This window comes from Sporosalibacterium faouarense, assembly GCF_016765695.1.
GTDB classification, from domain to species: domain Bacteria; phylum Bacillota; class Clostridia; order Tissierellales; family VENL01; genus Sporosalibacterium; species Sporosalibacterium faouarense.
In genome coordinates, this window is sequence record NZ_JAETGO010000048.1 from 54,503 (window position 1) to 72,071 (window position 17,569).

Genomic DNA, 17,569 nt, shown 5'->3' on the forward strand with positions numbered 1-17,569 from the left:
CCCCCAAAGGCCCCCATTTATATATAAGGCTTCTACTATTTAGTAGAAGCCTGTTGTGTATAATATTGTGATTGTGACTCCCACATGTCTTTATAGATTGAACAACTTGCTAATAATTCATTATGATTACCTATACCTGCTATTTTCCCATTTTTCATGACAACAATACGATTAGCAAATTTTACTGAACCTAGACGATGGGTAACTATAACTGCTGTTTTATTTTTTACAATGTCTGAAAAACGCTTGTATACCTTAGTTTCCTCTACTGGATCAATAGCTGCTGTAGGTTCGTCTAATATTATGAATTTATGAACCCTAAAAAGTCCTCTAGCAATCGCCACTCTTTGCCATTGTCCTCCAGATAGATCTACACCATCAAACTCTCTAGAAAGCATTGTTTTAAATCCTTTATTAAATATGTTATCTTTCAAATTAATTCCAGCTTGACTAGTTACATGTTTTATACGCTCTTTCCCTTTAAATTTATTTCCCGTTTCACTTATGGTGATATTGTCTTTCAAGCTAAGCTGATATTTCTGATAGTTTTGGAATATGCCAGATATATCCTTAAATAGTTTCTCTGTAGTCATTGCCCTTGTATCCACATTATTATGAAGAACATTCCCTGAATCAGGAAGATACAATCCCGTGAGCAATCGAATTAAAGTAGACTTGCCAGACCCATTTTCTCCAACTATTGCAATAGTCTCTCCATCCTTTATTGTAAGATTTATACCATCTAGTGCGTTGTTTTCTCCATTAGGATAAGAGAAACTGACATTTTCTAAAGTTATATCACCATAAGAAATATCTTCTTCATATTTTTTATTTTCATCCCTTTCAGGAAGTTCTAAAAATCTTAAATAATTCTGTATTTTACCAAAATTTTTCGCATAATACCCAAGACGTTCACATACTATTTCTTCCATCATATCAAACATACTACTTATAGAGGCAAAAACAGCAGCAAATGCACCTAGGGTAATTTCTTGCTTCATTAGAGCATCGAATAGCATCCATAATATACATAGATATCCAAAGAGAGAAATAAGTTTTGTGCCAAGCTCAACAAGGTTGGCTTTAATATCCGCTTTCCATTTTAAATTATTCATTTGCTCTATTGTTTGTCTTAATAAGTTCATAAAATATGGATTAGCTCCAAGTATACGTGTTTCTTTAACATATTTTCTACCAGTCATACACTCCTCATAATATTTTCCTTTTCTCCTCAAGGGAGCAGAAAAATCTTCTAACCTTGAAAAAATCTTTACTCTAACTATTTGTGTAATTAGAACTGGTAAAAACACAAATACTAACGACACTGCTAAAATTGGCTTTAAGTTAAAAAGATAAATTCCCATAAATAAAAAATGTGGTAGATATAGAGTCATAGTGTCCACAATCGTATTAATAAAATTTATAGCGAATTTAACTCCATTATAAGATTTATTGATATCATCTAGTGTTTCAGCGTTTTCGAAAGAAACAGGATCTAACTTACTCATTTTCAAGTTAATTATATGAGAAAGCTTACCTTTGCTCCTTGAATCATAGGTCTCTCCAATGAAATTGGATACACCACTGACTATTTGCTGAAATACTTTTATGCCAAATAAAAGCATTAATGCTAATACTGCCTCTTTAATTGTACCTTTATTCTGTGCTAAGTCCGTTACCCTATCAAACAAAATTTGCATACTCAAAATAGTAGCTGCGAATGAAGCTCCATCTAGAACAAAAACAAATGAGTTAAATATAAATAATCCTGGTGATACTGAAAGTATTTGAGGAAAAATTTTTTTCATCATTGACCATGGAGATATCTTTTTATGCTTGTCCTTATTTTTCATGATACCAACTCCTTTGGGCCTTAAACATTTCTGCATAGATGCCATCTTCAGTTATTAGTTCCTCATGACATCCACACTCTGCAATTACTCCATCATTCACTACTAGTATTTCATCTGCTATCCTTGCAGCACCTAACCTATGGGTAATAAGAATAGTAGTCTTCCCTCTACTCACTTTTCCAAACAGCTTATATAACTTACTCTCACTAACTGGATCTAAAGCAGCAGTAGGCTCATCTAGTATATGTATAGGCGCTTTACTAATTAAATTTCTAGCAATCGCCACTCTTTGCCATTGTCCTCCAGATAGATCTACACCATCTTCGCTTAACTTCCCTAGAGATGTCTCAATTCCTTTTGGCAGCCTTTCAACTACATCCATAATCTCTAAATCAGTAAGTATTCTTTTTACTCTATCTCTTTCAATTTGTTGATTTTTAGTTCCGCCACAGTCACCTAAAAGAACATTTTCTTTTAGGCTTAAATGGTATTTTGCAAAATCCTGATATACCACAGAAAAATAAGCCTTTAATTCTTCCTGAGTAAAATCTCTAATATTTCTATCATTAATCAAAATTTCTCCTTCATAATTATCATAAAGTCCAGTCAAAAGCTTTGTAATTGTGGTTTTTCCAGCGCCATTCTTACCAACGAAAGCATATTGCTTATTCCTTTCTAAACGCATAGATAAACCATTTAATATCTTCTTTTCAGTTTCTGGATATGAAAAATAAACATTTTTAAATTCTATACTCTCAAAAGGAATCTTCTGAATAGATGTATCTGGCAACCCATCAACTCCTTGTATTTCTTCAAGTTCTGAAAATCTAGTTAAATCCTTTAAATACAACTTATTTTTTACATATTCCTGCATAACAACAGATAATTGCCATGACATCTGTTGTACCAAATTAAAAGCAGCTGTAACTAAGCTTATATACATACCAACTGTTATCATGCCATTATTAACAGGCGATAGTAATACTAAGGCAATAGCCATAGATAGAAAAGCAGTCAAAATACTTGCTGTCTTCATCCTCAAAAAATTGTGTTTCATTGCTTTATACTCTATCTTACGAGCGAGTTCAAATCTATTTAACCATCTGTTAGCTATTTCTTGAGTGTATCCAAATAATGAACGTTCTTCTACGCTTTCCCTTGAAGAAAGGACTTCTTTTAAATAATCAGCTTTTCTTTTATATTTTTGTGCAGTTGAAAATGCTTCATAGTCCAACTTACCACTCTTTGAAGCTAGAGTTAATAAAGGAATTGCTATTCCTATGATTGCAATTGCTACCCACCATACTTGTGATACAATTAATAACATTAATCCCATTATTTTAACTCCGTATTCAACAATATTTAAAAGATTTCGAAATCCTTTCATTATCTGTTCCGATGGATTTTTACCTATTCTTGATATTAAATCCCATGTTTCATTATTTTCTATATGTTTATATGCTAGACGACTCCTCTTTTCTACTACTGCTGTACGAAATGTTTTATTCATACTTAGCTCTATTCTTAATTTTATAAAGGATAATAGCATTGATGAAATCCAAGAAAATGCTACTAAAATCATTATAAAAATTAAAGATGTATAAATTCTATACATTCCTCCACTTTCAAAAATATCAATAGCAGTATCAATAAATCTAGATGTTGCAAGTACTTGAAGACTTGGAATAGATGCTACAGCTATTCTCAAAAATATCATTAAAATTCCCATTATAGGGTTAACTTTTATAGGTATTCTTATATAATCAATAGCCTTATATTTTTTATTTTTAATTTTCATATTATTCTCCTGTATACACTATATTTTGAAATCATAATTAGATAGCTATAATTCAATAATCAACTTACAAACCATAAAATTACATATTTATAAATTACATACGATTTTATAGGTTACTTCTCAGGTGGCATATCATATTAAATGATTTTTTCCTAAATATATTTTTTGTTTTATCTGAATTCTAATTGCTATTTGACTTATAATATGGTAATATATGTTATTGAAACTAGGAGGTGATTTCATGGCATTTTCTCTAGTGTTTATCATAGGCATTTTTTTATTTTTAGCAATGATAGTAGTTGGTATAATAGCGATATTTAATGATAGAAAGTAATACCCTTTTAAGTTATATCAATAGTTTTATACCAATAATGAAATTTTATCTTTATAATCATTTAAGACAATGCATAACTATAGCATATATATTCTCTAGATTTATTAAAGCCTATTTTTTCTGTCATCTTTCTCGAAGGTATGTTCTCTTCCATACAATCCCAGTAGGGAATCTTACCTTCTTTTAATATATCATTAACACAATTTATTGCTAAACTATCCACATAAACATCACCTGGATTATTTCCTTCTATTACTGAGATAACCTCTGGATATCTAATTCCCATATCAAGTAATTTTATTACCTTATCATAGTCATGTCTTGGTAGCTCATTCATTATAACCCCTCCATTATTTATGAAACTCAAACTCATATAAAGTATAATCAAATTCTCTTTTATATCCACAGCTTTCAGCCAACGCTTTTGATGAAATATTCTTATCCATACAATCCCAATGGGCTTCTAAACCATTTTCTTTACAATACTTTAGAAATTCAAAGATTAGAACTTTAGCTAATCCCTTTTTTCTATACTCTTCTATAGTTACTGTATGAGACCCTAATGCATAATCTGTTACACAACTAGTTATACAGCAAGAAATTATTTTGTTTTCAACTATAATACAATATCCTACTCCATAATTTAGAAAATCATCTACTGAACTCCACCAGTCTAATATCATATTCTCTAAGAAGCTTAGGTTAGAAATTTCACTATTAAATAGCGCTTTCGTCACTCTATTTAATTTATATTCATCCTGAAGCTTGATATCATCAGCCAATTTACCATCTATTTTTTTATTTTTATATGTAAGTTGCTTTGATTTGTTTAAGTTCCTATTTTTAAATATCTCTTCAATTGTATTATCCCATTTTGAACTGGTTCCACTAAACTCAAAAGAATCTAATCCTAAGACTCTAGCTCTTCGGACAATTTCATTATCAATATATGTATCAATACAATCATTAAACTTCTTATTATTTTCATCTCCAATAAAATAGAATCCTTCGATGGCCTTTGACCACACCATAGCTGTCTTAGGACTATTGATGTCATCAACAAATATCCACCCAGGATTAAAACCTTGAATAACTCCTGCTATTTCTATATTAATTAAATCTCCTGTTAAAAGATTTTCTACTTTAAAGTAGTTGGTTCTATCTAGTTCATAAATCATAATTTATCACCTCATCTAATAGTTATATCTTAAATTATATATGTAATAATTAATTTTAAAAAGTAATTTGCAGTAATTTTTATCTTATTTGAGATTTTTTGACAAAAACCTATTTACTTTTTACGTAGATATGTTATAATGTAATTAAGTAATAAACTATAGTTTCAATCAATTTAGTTGCATTTTGTAATTATAAAATAAAATTTGCAAAGGGTTGATATTTTGAAGAGACAAAAGATAATAGAATTATTGAAAGCAGAAACTATGGAAAGTAGTGAGGTTGTTAAATTTCTCGGTATTAGTAGACAGCGCCTATCAGATATGAATCGAACTGGTAAGCTTAATTCAATAAAAAAAGGAATCTACCTAAAAAAAGATGTTGAAGATAGAAAGAAGATACAAAATGTTCTTAGGAAGAAATTTGGACCTAAAAATTGATTTTTATTTAAGTCATAAGAACTTTTAAAGGAGAAATGTTATGAACTCAAATGTTGACAAGGAATTATATGATCTATGTACTAAATTTATTGATTTTTTTACTGAATTAAAGTCGAATGGAATTATTAATGAAGATGAGTACGAAAAGCATATAAATCTTAAAAGAAGATTTATTAATGACTATAATACGGCCTTATAATATATTATTATGCTATACGATAAAATTTGTAATTAAACTGACTTACATAATATATATTTTAAAATTTAATTATACGCAAAAGAAGATTAAGGTTGACTATAGCAACCTTAATCTTCTTTTATTCTACAGATTCTATCCTTAGTATATATTCTTATTTTATATATTTTATTATTCAGAAACAACTCTAGTTTGACCGAAAATAGTATTTGTCTCAATTATTAGTTTAGGTTGCTCTGAATCATTTCCTTCTTGACTATACTTAGATTCTCCAAAAAAGTTAGAGTCCAAATCTGGTGTTCTAGTCGTTCCAAAAACTGTATTTGATTTCATATTAATAGGAGTATCTGATTTAAGTATTAGTCTCGTCTGTCCAAATATGGTATTTATCTCAATCTTCTTATTACTATTATCTATATCTATATTTGAAAGATCTATTGTTCCATTGCCAAAAATCACATTATACTCATCTACATTTGCTTGATAATTTATATTTCCACTTTGAAAAATCAAATCACTATCTTTTCTTGAGATACTTCCTCCAAACAACACATTTAATCCAAATATAATAATTAGAACTCCTACAATGATTCTTGCAACAGGTATGTTGATATTCACTATGTTTTTTAAAATAAAGAGTATTCCAAATATCACAAAAAGAATACCTAAAGTAAAAGACCCAGAAAATCTCATTTTATCCCCCCATTTATTAATATGTAGAACTGTATAATTCAAGTACTAAAATGTCGATATACAAATTCTTTAATTCCATAATATCAAATTATTGAATAAAATAAAACTGTTAATCATTTTTAAATTTACTTAGTTCTTCTTCTAAGACATGGGCTAGATTACTTAATTCCTCTATTGAATGTAATACCTGATTAAGTGGCTCTAACTGCGTCTCTACAGAACTGGATACTTCTTGTGCCGATGAAGCAGTTTCTTCTGACACAGAAGATATATTTTGTATTGAATCCACAATACTATTCTTAGTACTTATCATTTCTTCTATAAAATTATTTATTTCTTCAATACTACCACTTATATCTTCTACAGAGTAGGAAATGTTTTTAAATGATTTCTCAGTACTTGTAACTGAATTCGTTTGAACATCAGATCTACTTTCTACTTCACCTATTAGGGCTACAGTACTTTCAGTATCATTCTGAACCTTTGTTATAATGTCTCTTATATCCTTTGTTGACTGTTCTGATTGCTCTGCTAAATTTCTTACCTCTTCTGCCACAACTGAAAATCCTCTTCCTGCTTCTCCTGCTCTAGCGGCTTCTATAGATGCATTTAAGGCAAGTAAATTTGTTCTCTTTGAGATATCTGAAATAGTCTTAAGTACAACTTCTATATTACTAATTTTATCTGCAAGGGTAAGTACTGCATTCTGAATTTTACTTACACTCTCATTGTTTAAACGATTATTTTTTTGTAATTCATTTATTGTTTGAAGACCATCACTATTCACTTTATTAACTTCGATGGCTTTTGTATACATCTTTTTAGACTTGTCCATCAATTCTATAAATCTATCATTTAGCTCTTTAGTTAAATCTGCTGTTTTTTCAACATCTTGAGATTGGTGATATGATCCTTGAGCAATTTCATCCACCGCAACTGAAATACCATCAAATGTTCTTATTGTTTCACTGGAAACCGTATGTAGTTGTTTAGACGATGAATTTAACTTGCTACTTACAAACTTAGATTCTTGTATAAAATGTCCTAAATTTTTACTCATAATATTGATGCTATCTGCTAGAGTCTTTATCTCATTTTTAGCCTTAATCTTTACCTTGACAGATAAATCTCCTCTAGCAATCTTTGCTATGTCATTCGCTATATTTTCAATAGGTCGAGCGAATGTTTTTGCTCCTATATAGCTAATAACTATAGATATTAAAAGAATAATAGACACTATTATTAGAGTAGATAGTGCCATATCCATAACTGGTTGAGTAATTTCATCCTCATCACCAGCTGTTACAATAATCCATTTAGTTTCTCCAACTATATCATAAGATGCTATTTTTTCTTTATTCTCACTAGTATATTCAACTATTCCAGAATCTATTTGTTCATCGTTATTAAGTCCTCTTATTATATTTTTTATTGGTTCATTTCCAATTTTAGTTCCTATCTTATTTGAATCTGGATGAGTCACTATGATTCCCTTTTCATTAACAAGATAAGAATGAAAGCTTTCCTTATCACTTACATGAAAATTGTTGATATTTTCAGCGATTGAATCTAGTTCTACTGCATTTCCTATTAATCCTATTATACTATGATACTCATCATAAACTGGAGCAGTTACTATTATTACTTGTTTCCCCGTGGTAGGTGATACAACTACATCACCTATTGATTGTCTCTGCAGTTCTATAGTTGGTTGAAAATACTTCTCGTTTTTTATTGACTCCCCAACTAATTCAGGAATACTGCTTGACGTTATTTCCCCTTCTCTATCAGCCACAAATATGTAGTCTAAATTTGATGACAATGCTACCTCTTTATTTAGTTTAAAATTAAAAGAATCTGTTATAATATCCCATTCATCACTGCCTTTTGAGTAGAATTTCAGCATATCTAATACTTGATCATGACCAACTAGCTTTAGTGCTGCTACTTTCTCTTTTTCTAACATCGTCTCAATGGTTGTTCTTTGTCCTTCTATTACAGCACTTAACATATTTCTACTTTCTTCTGTTAAAGTATCCTTCATTCTAATAAAAGTAAAAACACTTGTAGCAATGATACACACCAAAACAAGTACTATTGTATATATAATTAGCTGTTTTTTTATTGATTTTTTCCCCATACTTATCATGATTTCATTTAATTTAGAATTTTCCTTTTTAGAAGCTGATCTTCTAAAATTTATATTCTTTAGCCTATGTAATCCATTTCTTGAATTCTTTTGTATTTCTTTTATGATTCCAATTATGAAATTTTTGATATTATTGTATATGTTCATAATATCCCCCTTATCCTGCTATATTGTACTCTAGAATTCTTAATTCTCTCCTTCATCAACATATCATATTTTTTAAAAGCGTTTGTTATGAATAGATTAAGTTTTTAATAATTGGGGAAATTTCAAGTTGTAGTTTCGTGTACTTAGGTTATATCAAAAAAAGAGTTGGAAACCTCTCCAACTCTTGCTTACATATAAACTATATAAAATCAATTATTTATATTTCACTTAGCCCCTATTCCTATGCTTCATAACTATATATCTCTTAATTTTTTAACTATTGTCTTCTAGTAAAAGTTCTAAGTCTGCCCCACTAACAGGCTTACTATAATAATATCCCTGTAACATATCACAGCTTTCATTTTTTAGGAATTGAACATGTTCATATTCCTCAACTCCCTCAGCTACAATTTTTAAATTCAAGCTTTTTGCTAAAGCAATTATAGCTGAAACTATTTTGCTATTATTTTCTCCTAAATGTAATCCTTGAATAAAAGATCTATCAATTTTTAGTTTATAAACATCTAGATTAGCTAATTGAGCTAATGAAGAATATCCTGTTCCAAAATCATCAATAGATATCCTTATCCCTGATTGATTTAAATCTTGAAGATTATAGTAAATATTTTGCAGATTCTTCATATAAATTGACTCAGTTATTTCCAAAAACAAGTATTTCTTATCAATTCCAAACTCATCAGTTATCTCATTAATCATTTTCGAAAAATCTTTCTGTTCTAATTGCTTGATCGATATGTTTATAGAAACAAAAATATCCTCATATCCTATTTTATTAAGTCTTTTTAATTCCTGACATGCTGTTTTTATGACCCATCTTCCAATTGGAATTATCATTCCATTGCTCTCTGCAATAGTAATAAATTTATCAGGAGGGATAACTCCAATTTCTTTGTTTTTCCACCTTATTAAAGCTTCTATCCCAATAATTTTGTCATTTTGACTATTTACTATTGGCTGATAATTTATGTATAGTTCATCTCTTTGAAGAGCTTCTCTTAGATATTTCTCTATAAGAAATTTTTCATTTATAGTTTCTTTTAAGCTTTCTTTAAATATTTCTACCCTTCCATCTTTTTTTTCTTTAGCCTTATACATAGCTATATTAGAGTTTTTCATCAATGTATCAAAATCACTTCCATGATCGGGATATATTGATATTCCAATGCTACTATTAACAAAAATTGTGTTCTTATTTATTTCAAATGGATTTTGTAATACTTTTGATAGTTCATTACCTTTTCTTATTAAATCTTCATAAGAATTAATATTAGGTATACATATCAAGAATTCATCTCCTACATATCTTGCAATTAAATATCTACTATCACTCCATGAGCTTATCCTGTCAGCAAAAATTTTTAGAAACTCATCTCCAACTAAGTGACCTAAATTATCATTTATATCTTTAAATTCATTTATATCTATAGATAAAAGTCCTATTTTTCTTTTTTTATATTTGGCTTTATTAATTTTATCTTGAAATTTCAATTTAAAAGCTTCCTTATTATCTAAATTAGTCAAAGTATCAGTATATGCTAAATATCTAATTTCATCTTCCATATGTTTTTTATCAGTAATATCATTTATTATTAAGTGCAGTACATTTCTTCCTCTAATCTCTATGGGACAACCAAAGATTTCCACATCTCTAATCTCTCCATTTGATATTCTATGCTTTGACTTAAGATTTTTTTGCTTGCTCTTATTAAGAAGAAGCATTTGTTCAATTATTTTATCTTCCATTGCAATATCAATATCATTCAACCTTAGAGTCGTTAAATCTTTTTTAGAATACCCATAATATCCACATGCGCTATTATTAGCATCAATAATTCGTTGAGTATTTGGATCCACAATAAGCATTATAGCTTTATTATTGTCAAATACCACCCTGTACTTTTCTTCACTTTCTTTTATACGACTAACTAACCTCTTATTTTCACTAATATCTTTAATGATTGAAATTAAGAATCTCTCACCATTAATAGCCTTTGCTGTAATTGTTACCTCTGAATAAAATATACAACCATTGCTTTTCTTATGAATCCATTCAAATCGATTATAACCATTAATCAAAGCTTGATCAATTCTTTTTTTGCCTAATTCAATTGAATCTTCCTCATTATCTTGATATTTTGGAGATAGTTCATATGGAGACTTATTTAATATATCTTCCTTTGAATCTAGTTTGAATAGTTCAATTGCAGAGCTATTACAGTCTATTATTAGGTCATCCTTAACTATTAAAACTGCATCTGGATGTCGATAGAATAGATTTAAACATAATCCATATTCAGTACAGAACTTATTTTCAAATTCAGAATCATTATCCATTGCATTCCCTCCAATGCTTAACATATCTTTACTACTTAACTCTCTTATTTAATAATTTATATTACTAAAAAACCAACATAACAGCACAAATATACCTTGTTCAAGTACATTCCACAGCTATGTTGGTTTACTTCAAGCATTATCCTTTAATTTCATTAGAACTTTCTCTCCATCCCTCAACGATTATCCTTTGACTCAAGTATATTAATCTATTTTAAAATTAAAAATATCTTCATCCTTTTTTATATTCAAATAAAATACTAATTTTCAAAGGTAAAATATTTGATTATTTTGTTATAAAATAGTATTTTTTCAATTATTCTGTCAAATAATTTATTTACTAATAGTATATATCGGCGTACGGATAATGTCAATAACTCTACAACTCATAATTATTGTACAAGGCTACCAAAAGAAATAAAAAAATAAAGCCATAATTATGATGGCTTTATTTTTTATTTACTACCTAGCTCTTTAATACTCTTCCAAATCCTCAAAATATTATCATTGATAATATTTTGATTTTCTTCTAATTTAGTTATCTTTTCATTTATCTCCTTTAATTGATTAGATACTTTCTTCCCCATATAATCCCCCCAATAATATATATGTCCAAACCTATCATATTATGAAAAGTTAGTATGAAGATATAAATAGAAATCCTCATAATACATGGTTATAACTTAAACCATGTATTATGAGGAGGAGATAGCATTAGTAGATCTTTTTATAATTCATCTTTATGATTTAATGACAATTAAATTATAAGCTACAGTTTTTATATACTGTAAAATCAAAACTATAAAACTTATAATTAATGTGAAATAATAGGTTAAAATCTCTAATTTATTATACATAAATAATATACTAATGATATTTATTACAATCAGAAATATACTTTCCAAAATATATATTTTACTTTTATTCCATTTGTATTTTTTTATTAATATAACTACAGAAATCATCATACTAATTATAAGAAGTCCAAGATATATTTTCGTTAGTTCTGATGAAAAAACAGAATTTTTAAGTACTTGGTTTTTGTAAACTAAGTACCTTGACACTCCCATAGATTTATCAGAAAAATGCTTTAGTACAATTGCACCAACAACAAGCAATATCTGAACTACAGATAATAATATGATTACCCCTTTTATAAATTTTGTATGAGTCTTATTACTTAAGCTTTTCATCACTAGTATTATTAGGCTTTCCAACTTCAATAGGATTTTCAGGGTTAACGCTCCATTCATTCCATCCTCCGTCATATAAGGATATGTTTTCGAATCCCATTACATCGGCATAGAATAATACCTCAGCTGCACGCCAACCTGTACCACAATAGAATGCCATATTCTTATCAGGTGTAATTTCCCATTCTTCCCACATAGTTAGTATCTCTGATTCATTTCTCATAGTATTATCTATATTTCTAAAGTCTTGAAGATGATATGGATCTGTACCTGCATGTCCCCAAACAGCTCCTTCTGGACGACCTTTCCCATCTATATAATCGTATCCTGATGTCTCGCCTATATACTCTTCCCAGCTCCTTATATCAACAAGTCTGCCATTTTCCTTATCTGCTAACAATTCCTTTGCTTCTGCTAAATCAATAATATAATTAGGATTTTGAGGTACATCTGCACCAAAGTTATCTATTGCTTCTTTTTCATTTTCTTCTTTTTCTATTTCAAAGCCTGCATTTTCCCAAGACTTTAATCCACCGTTTACAAGTCTCACATCTTTTACTCCCATATACTTCAAAACCACTGCAACTCTACTAGCTGCTGTAGAATCTGCTCCATAAACAATTACTGTTGTATCAGTGTTTATACCATTATTAAGAGCAAAATCTAGTAATTCTTCATCTGACTTTCTATTCCACATTGGACCTTCTTCCACTTCATCGGTATTAATATGAATAGCTCCTGGAATATGTCCTGCTTTATAAGCCTCGCTAACTTCACCCCAGCTTACTTCAAAGATTTTATAGTCTTTTTCATTATTGTTAGTCTCAATAACTTCATTTACCCATTGTGCTGGAACTAACATTTCATAGTTAGCATAGCTTTCCATTGGTAAATTTTCATCAGAAGCCCACTCTTTTACATCATAAATGTATAAGTTTTTAAAGTCCTTAGATAATAAGTATTCCGAAACTGCTTTTGCATCTTTCCCATTGGCATCATACAGTACAATATTTTTATCAGATACTATTCCTTTATCTTCTAAAACTTCTTCTAATTTAACTTCTTTATTTTCATCTTCAACAGTTAACCAATTAACTGCAAAATCAGTGGCCCCCTCTATATGTCCACCTCTTGCCACTCCATCAAGCTTCCAACCATTAAATGCATCATTAATTCTAGTATCTACTACTATCCAATTTGCATCATCAATGTGATTTTGTAATTCTTCAGTACTAATCGTCTCAGCTTTTATATTTCCATCTTTCTCATTGCTTTTAGAAGAATTATCTTCTGATTTCATATTATTATCAGAGGCACTAGTATCAGTGCTACCTCCACAAGCCGATAAAGCAACTACACTAATCATCATTACTATTAGTAATATTGAAAATAATCTCATCCTTTTCATCTTTTTACCTCCTCTTATTTATAGTTAACCCCTTAATTATAATCATGATTATATCTAATGTAAAATAGAATTTATTAATTCCATTATAGATAACTATAGATAGAATTAATGTTTTTTACTATAAAACTGTTTTATATGTTTAAAAATGAATATTCCATTCCTTTACCTGAAAACCTAATTTGAGTAATAATACTAAAGTTAAATATATACACTATATTTCATTATCACACCAGCAAAAAACTGTTAGGATTTTAATCCTAACAGTTTTTTGATAGAATTACTTATAAACACAGTTAGAGTCATGTCTTTATAACCTATTTCTTCAATTTAAATTGAAATTTCTGCCAAGGTTTAATTTTATCCAATAGAAATATTTCATTGCTAGCTATTTTTCCAACTACATTAGTTTTTCCACTATTTTTCATAGGTCTTAATGCAATCTGTAATTCACCTGCATATCTATCATACAAAGAGCTTTCAATTAATATATCTCCTTTTTCTATATCCTTAGGATTAAATATTTTAAATTCATGCCCCTTATATTTTACTCGACTTTGGGTAGATCGAATCATATATTCTGAGACATCTCCTCTATTGAAATGAAATTCTTCGATAACTATTTTTTTCTCTAAGTCTGAGATTGAAGCCTCAATGTCTACATTTAAGACTAACATATATTTATTTAATTCACTCAATAATTTCAACTCATCCTCCGATGCAAAACAATTACCAATAATAACATCATCTATCAAATTAGTGTTAAATAAATCCTTAGCTTGTACTTCAATAGGCAACCCTCTATGCTCTTCTAATGTACATAGGCCCTCTGATATCGGCCATGGACCAAACTTTCCATGATTGGATGATATAAAAGCAGCAGTTCTAATTCCCTTAGTTTTGAATAGTCTAGAGCATTTTAAAAAATGTTCTCTAGATATTCCTGTATATTTATGGGGATAGAAATTATGACACCCTAAAATATTCTCTGTATTTGGCCAATGCTCTAGGATATTTTCGAGATACTTAGTTCCATTGCTCATATTTATTTCTATTTTTATATTTTCTTTGCTAAAAGACATAATACTTTCTTCATTTCCAGAAAAACCTAAATCCAATCTAATACCATATAACCCTAATTGTTTAAAAAAGCTAAGATCATTATAATTTAAATTGAATTTTTCAAAGATTTTAGGACTTACATCTGCTATTGTTTTCATGCCTAACTTATTACCATGCTTTACTAACTCAGCAAAATTTCCAATTATTTTTTCTTCATTTCCTTCAATTGATAATAGGCAAGTGAAAACTCTAGTAAAGCCATATTTACTAGCTAGGGTTAGATACTCTTTATTTTCCTGCAATAAAGTTTTGTCTGGATAAATTGATACACCTAACTCTCTCATTATTAGTCCTCCCATATTTGAAAATATCTGAATAGACAATTGTCTATTCAGATATTTTATTATATATATTTACAAATTCTTGTGCTAAATCCTTTAAAGTTATTGCATTCATCAAATGATCCTGAGCATGAACTAAGAGTAATGAAACCTCAACTTTCTTACCCTTTGACTCCTCTTGAATTAGCATCGTTTGCTCCTTATGAGCTAATGCAATATTTTCTTCAGCTGCTCTTATACTCTCTTTAGCCTTCTCTGATTCATTGTTCTTAGCATATTGTATTGCTTCCATTGCAGAACTTCTTGCGCTACCACTTTTAGTAATTATGTTTAATACAATTGATTCAAATTCCATTATGTTCATCTCCTGTCTAACTGTAAGTAATTATTCCATATAATATTAATTCTCCGCTAAACTTTCTTTCTTTGCTTCTATTTTATCAATAATAAGTACGAAAGGCACATATAATAGAACACCAATTACAATATTAATTAAAGGTAATATAGCTCCCATTATAGATCCCCCTGTTGCCAAATATCCTCCAATTATAGGTGGTGTCGTCCAAGGAATCAGTGCAACAGTTCTTGGAACAATTCCAATAGCTGTAACTATAAAACTAAAGATGGTTAAAACTACTGGTGTTAATAAAAATGGTATAAATAATACTGGATTTAAGACTATTGGAAATCCATAAATCATAGGCTCATTTATATTAAATAAACCAGGAGCAAATCCCATCTTTGCTAAGTCTCTCATGTGCTTTCTTTTTGTGGCTATAAATATGGCAATCAATAAAGAAATAGTAGTCCCTGCTCCACCCATATAAACAAAAGCATCAAAGAATGGCTTTGTAACTATATAAGGTAATGCTGTACTATTTGCAAGGGCTGTCATATTAGCATCTAAAGCTGGTAAATAAACAGCTTGCATTATTGGTTCTAATATATTAGAGCCGTGTAATCCAAAGAACCATAGAAAATGATTGATAAATGCAATAAAGATTGCTGACCAGATTGTATTTGCCATCTCAGTTAATGGTCCTTGTATCAAATCATATAGTGCAGCATGTATATTTACTATTCCAATTGCTACAGTGATTATTTTTATTACTGAAAATACCGATAATGTTATAATTCCAGGTAATAATGCTGCAAAAGATTTGCTTACTGCAGGCGGTACTCCTTCTGGCATTTTTATTACTAATCGTTTATTCCCCAATAACCTAACAAATATTTCTGTAGATATAATTGCTACCATGATTGAAACAAGTAATCCCAATGCACCAGTCCAGTTATATGGTATAGCCCAAGCTTCTTCAGCGCTTTGAGTAATTACCATAAGACTTGCAAATCCTATTATACCTGCTGCCAATGGATCAGAGTCATATGATTTAGCCAAATTATAACTAATAGAAAAAACAATAAACAGAGATAATACAGCAAAGGTTCCATTCCACAGATTTCCACCAAAACTAGTCCATGAATCAGAGAAGATGGAGCTCATAAAATTCTGATAAGCATCTATAGGCAGATTATTGATTAATACAGCCATAGATCCAACAATAATTAGTGGCATAATCGCTACAAATCCATCACGAATAGCTACTAGATGTCTCTGTGCACCTATTTTTGCTGCAATAGGTACAAAACGCTTTTCAAGAAAATCAAATATACTTCTCATAAAAAATTCCCCCTTATTTTTTATATAATTTCCATAGTTTTATGGAATTACATTTTAGAACTCTATATGTTCTATTCCTCCATTAAACTTATTGCTTTATTCAGTACTGCCTCACCATTCATAGTTCCATACTCTATGCTATCGATAACATCTACTGGCACTTCTCTTAACTCAAATGTTTTTTTCATTTTAGGTAATAAGTATCTTACTTGAGGCCCTAAAAGAACCACATTCACGTCATCTAAATGACTTTTTACTTCCGCCTCAGCTACAGCAAAAATCTTTAAATCCATATTTTCCTTTGTAGCCACAATATTCATTTTAGTTACCAATAAACTAGTTGACATTCCTGCTGAGCAAACTAACATAATAGTTCTCATTTTATCTGCTTCCCCCTTCAGTTACTAATAATAATGATTATTTTTAACAATTAACTAACTCATTCTTAAAAACCTGTTCTATTGCATCTAGTGCTTCTTCTTCATCTTGTCCATCTATAAGAACTTCTAGGTAATCACCCTTATTTGCCCCAATACTTAATATACCAATTAAACTTTTTGCATTAATTAAATTTTCGTTTTTTCTGAGCTTAATATCAGATTTGAAACTTTTTGCCGTTTCTACTATTAAACTAGCAGGCCTCGCATGCAATCCAATTCTACTAGTAACTATAACTTTAATCCTTTTCACACCCCTATCACTCCTCTCTTTTACAATAATATTTGCATAAATGATGCCAACTTTTT

General features: G+C 29.5%; 17 protein-coding genes. 2 read left to right on the forward strand and 15 right to left on the reverse strand.

The window, feature by feature from the left end; translation table 11 throughout:
- Positions 1-35: 35 nt before the first annotated feature.
- From JMO20_RS10090 to JMO20_RS10105, 4 genes are all read right to left on the reverse strand, one after another.
- On the reverse strand, positions 36-1,853 hold the full coding sequence (locus tag JMO20_RS10090) for an ABC transporter ATP-binding protein (protein WP_202709523.1): 1,818 nt from the start codon (positions 1,851-1,853) through the stop codon (positions 36-38).
- Positions 1,843-3,651 carry an ABC transporter ATP-binding protein gene (locus tag JMO20_RS10095; RefSeq protein WP_202709525.1) on the reverse strand — a complete coding sequence of 603 codons (1,809 nt, stop codon included), beginning with the start codon at positions 3,649-3,651 and terminating at the stop codon, positions 1,843-1,845. The genes JMO20_RS10090 and JMO20_RS10095 overlap by 11 nt, the downstream gene beginning before the upstream one ends.
- 395 nt (positions 3,652-4,046) lie before the next feature.
- On the reverse strand, positions 4,047-4,322 hold the full coding sequence (locus JMO20_RS10100) for a GNAT family N-acetyltransferase (protein WP_202709527.1): 276 nt from the start codon (positions 4,320-4,322) through the stop codon (positions 4,047-4,049).
- Positions 4,323-4,335: 13 nt separating this feature from the next.
- Positions 4,336-5,163 carry a GNAT family N-acetyltransferase gene (locus tag JMO20_RS10105; protein ID WP_202709528.1) on the reverse strand — a complete coding sequence of 276 codons (828 nt, stop codon included), beginning with the start codon at positions 5,161-5,163 and terminating at the stop codon, positions 4,336-4,338.
- A gap of 222 nt (positions 5,164-5,385) precedes the next feature.
- Between JMO20_RS10105 and JMO20_RS10110 the strand changes: the two genes are divergently transcribed.
- Complete coding sequence (locus JMO20_RS10110; protein ID WP_202709530.1) at positions 5,386-5,601, forward strand: DNA-binding protein; 216 nt, start codon at positions 5,386-5,388, stop codon at positions 5,599-5,601.
- 40 nt (positions 5,602-5,641) lie between these two features.
- Positions 5,642-5,800, forward strand: coding sequence for a hypothetical protein (locus tag JMO20_RS10115; RefSeq protein ID WP_202709532.1), 159 nt, complete (start codon positions 5,642-5,644; stop codon positions 5,798-5,800).
- Positions 5,801-5,968: 168 nt separating this feature from the next.
- On the opposite strand, the gene JMO20_RS10120 is transcribed toward JMO20_RS10115, so the two are convergent.
- The 11 genes from JMO20_RS10120 to JMO20_RS10165 form a co-directional block, all read right to left on the reverse strand.
- Positions 5,969-6,490: a LiaF domain-containing protein gene (locus JMO20_RS10120; RefSeq protein ID WP_202709533.1), complete on the reverse strand. Its 522-nt coding sequence runs from the start codon at positions 6,488-6,490 to the stop codon at positions 5,969-5,971.
- Between the two features lie 109 nt (positions 6,491-6,599).
- Positions 6,600-8,786, reverse strand: a complete 2,187-nt coding sequence (locus tag JMO20_RS10125; RefSeq protein WP_202709534.1) for a methyl-accepting chemotaxis protein — start codon at positions 8,784-8,786, stop codon at positions 6,600-6,602.
- 273 nt (positions 8,787-9,059) lie between these two features.
- Positions 9,060-11,141: a sensor domain-containing protein gene (locus tag JMO20_RS10130; RefSeq protein WP_202709536.1), complete on the reverse strand. Its 2,082-nt coding sequence runs from the start codon at positions 11,139-11,141 to the stop codon at positions 9,060-9,062.
- A 455-nt stretch (positions 11,142-11,596) separates the two neighbouring features.
- A complete protein-coding gene (locus tag JMO20_RS20375; protein WP_279380099.1) occupies positions 11,597-11,728 on the reverse strand; it encodes a hypothetical protein in 132 nt (43 codons plus the stop codon).
- A 153-nt stretch (positions 11,729-11,881) separates the two neighbouring features.
- Positions 11,882-12,334: a hypothetical protein gene (locus tag JMO20_RS10135; protein WP_202709538.1), complete on the reverse strand. Its 453-nt coding sequence runs from the start codon at positions 12,332-12,334 to the stop codon at positions 11,882-11,884.
- Positions 12,318-13,742, reverse strand: a complete 1,425-nt coding sequence (locus tag JMO20_RS10140; protein WP_279380100.1) for a sulfurtransferase — start codon at positions 13,740-13,742, stop codon at positions 12,318-12,320. Before JMO20_RS10140 ends, JMO20_RS10135 begins: the two co-directional genes overlap by 17 nt.
- Positions 13,743-14,056: 314 nt before the next feature.
- Positions 14,057-15,145: a DUF871 domain-containing protein gene (locus tag JMO20_RS10145; protein WP_202709540.1), complete on the reverse strand. Its 1,089-nt coding sequence runs from the start codon at positions 15,143-15,145 to the stop codon at positions 14,057-14,059.
- A 43-nt stretch (positions 15,146-15,188) separates the two neighbouring features.
- Positions 15,189-15,497, reverse strand: coding sequence for a PTS sugar transporter subunit IIA (locus JMO20_RS10150; protein ID WP_202709542.1), 309 nt, complete (start codon positions 15,495-15,497; stop codon positions 15,189-15,191).
- A gap of 45 nt (positions 15,498-15,542) precedes the next feature.
- A complete protein-coding gene (celB, locus tag JMO20_RS10155; protein WP_202709543.1) occupies positions 15,543-16,823 on the reverse strand; it encodes a PTS cellobiose transporter subunit IIC in 1,281 nt (426 codons plus the stop codon).
- 71 nt (positions 16,824-16,894) lie between these two features.
- The gene (locus tag JMO20_RS10160) at positions 16,895-17,203 is read right to left on the reverse strand and encodes a PTS sugar transporter subunit IIB (protein WP_202709545.1); all 309 of its coding nucleotides are present in this window, start codon (positions 17,201-17,203) and stop codon (positions 16,895-16,897) included.
- A 43-nt stretch (positions 17,204-17,246) separates the two neighbouring features.
- The gene (locus JMO20_RS10165) at positions 17,247-17,513 is read right to left on the reverse strand and encodes an HPr family phosphocarrier protein (protein ID WP_202709547.1); all 267 of its coding nucleotides are present in this window, start codon (positions 17,511-17,513) and stop codon (positions 17,247-17,249) included.
- Positions 17,514-17,569 lie beyond the last annotated feature (56 nt).

Bases quoted from the DNA above. Each gene is read 5' to 3' on its own strand.
- JMO20_RS10090 (WP_202709523.1), bottom strand. From the start codon at position 1,853: ATGAAAAATAAGGACAAGCATAAAAAGATATCTCCATGGTCAATGATG.
- JMO20_RS10095 (WP_202709525.1), bottom strand. From the start codon at position 3,651: ATGAAAATTAAAAATAAAAAATATAAGGCTATTGATTATATAAGAATA.
- JMO20_RS10100 (WP_202709527.1), bottom strand. From the start codon at position 4,322: ATGAATGAGCTACCAAGACATGACTATGATAAGGTAATAAAATTACTT.
- JMO20_RS10105 (WP_202709528.1), bottom strand. From the start codon at position 5,163: ATGATTTATGAACTAGATAGAACCAACTACTTTAAAGTAGAAAATCTT.
- JMO20_RS10115 (WP_202709532.1), top strand. From the start codon at position 5,642: ATGAACTCAAATGTTGACAAGGAATTATATGATCTATGTACTAAATTT.
- JMO20_RS10120 (WP_202709533.1), bottom strand. From the start codon at position 6,490: ATGAGATTTTCTGGGTCTTTTACTTTAGGTATTCTTTTTGTGATATTT.
- JMO20_RS10125 (WP_202709534.1), bottom strand. From the start codon at position 8,786: ATGAACATATACAATAATATCAAAAATTTCATAATTGGAATCATAAAA.
- JMO20_RS10130 (WP_202709536.1), bottom strand. From the start codon at position 11,141: ATGGATAATGATTCTGAATTTGAAAATAAGTTCTGTACTGAATATGGA.
- JMO20_RS20375 (WP_279380099.1), bottom strand. From the start codon at position 11,728: ATGGGGAAGAAAGTATCTAATCAATTAAAGGAGATAAATGAAAAGATA.
- JMO20_RS10135 (WP_202709538.1), bottom strand. From the start codon at position 12,334: ATGAAAAGCTTAAGTAATAAGACTCATACAAAATTTATAAAAGGGGTA.
- JMO20_RS10140 (WP_279380100.1), bottom strand. From the start codon at position 13,742: ATGAAAAGGATGAGATTATTTTCAATATTACTAATAGTAATGATGATT.
- JMO20_RS10145 (WP_202709540.1), bottom strand. From the start codon at position 15,145: ATGAGAGAGTTAGGTGTATCAATTTATCCAGACAAAACTTTATTGCAG.
- JMO20_RS10150 (WP_202709542.1), bottom strand. From the start codon at position 15,497: ATGGAATTTGAATCAATTGTATTAAACATAATTACTAAAAGTGGTAGC.
- celB (WP_202709543.1), bottom strand. From the start codon at position 16,823: ATGAGAAGTATATTTGATTTTCTTGAAAAGCGTTTTGTACCTATTGCA.
- JMO20_RS10160 (WP_202709545.1), bottom strand. From the start codon at position 17,203: ATGAGAACTATTATGTTAGTTTGCTCAGCAGGAATGTCAACTAGTTTA.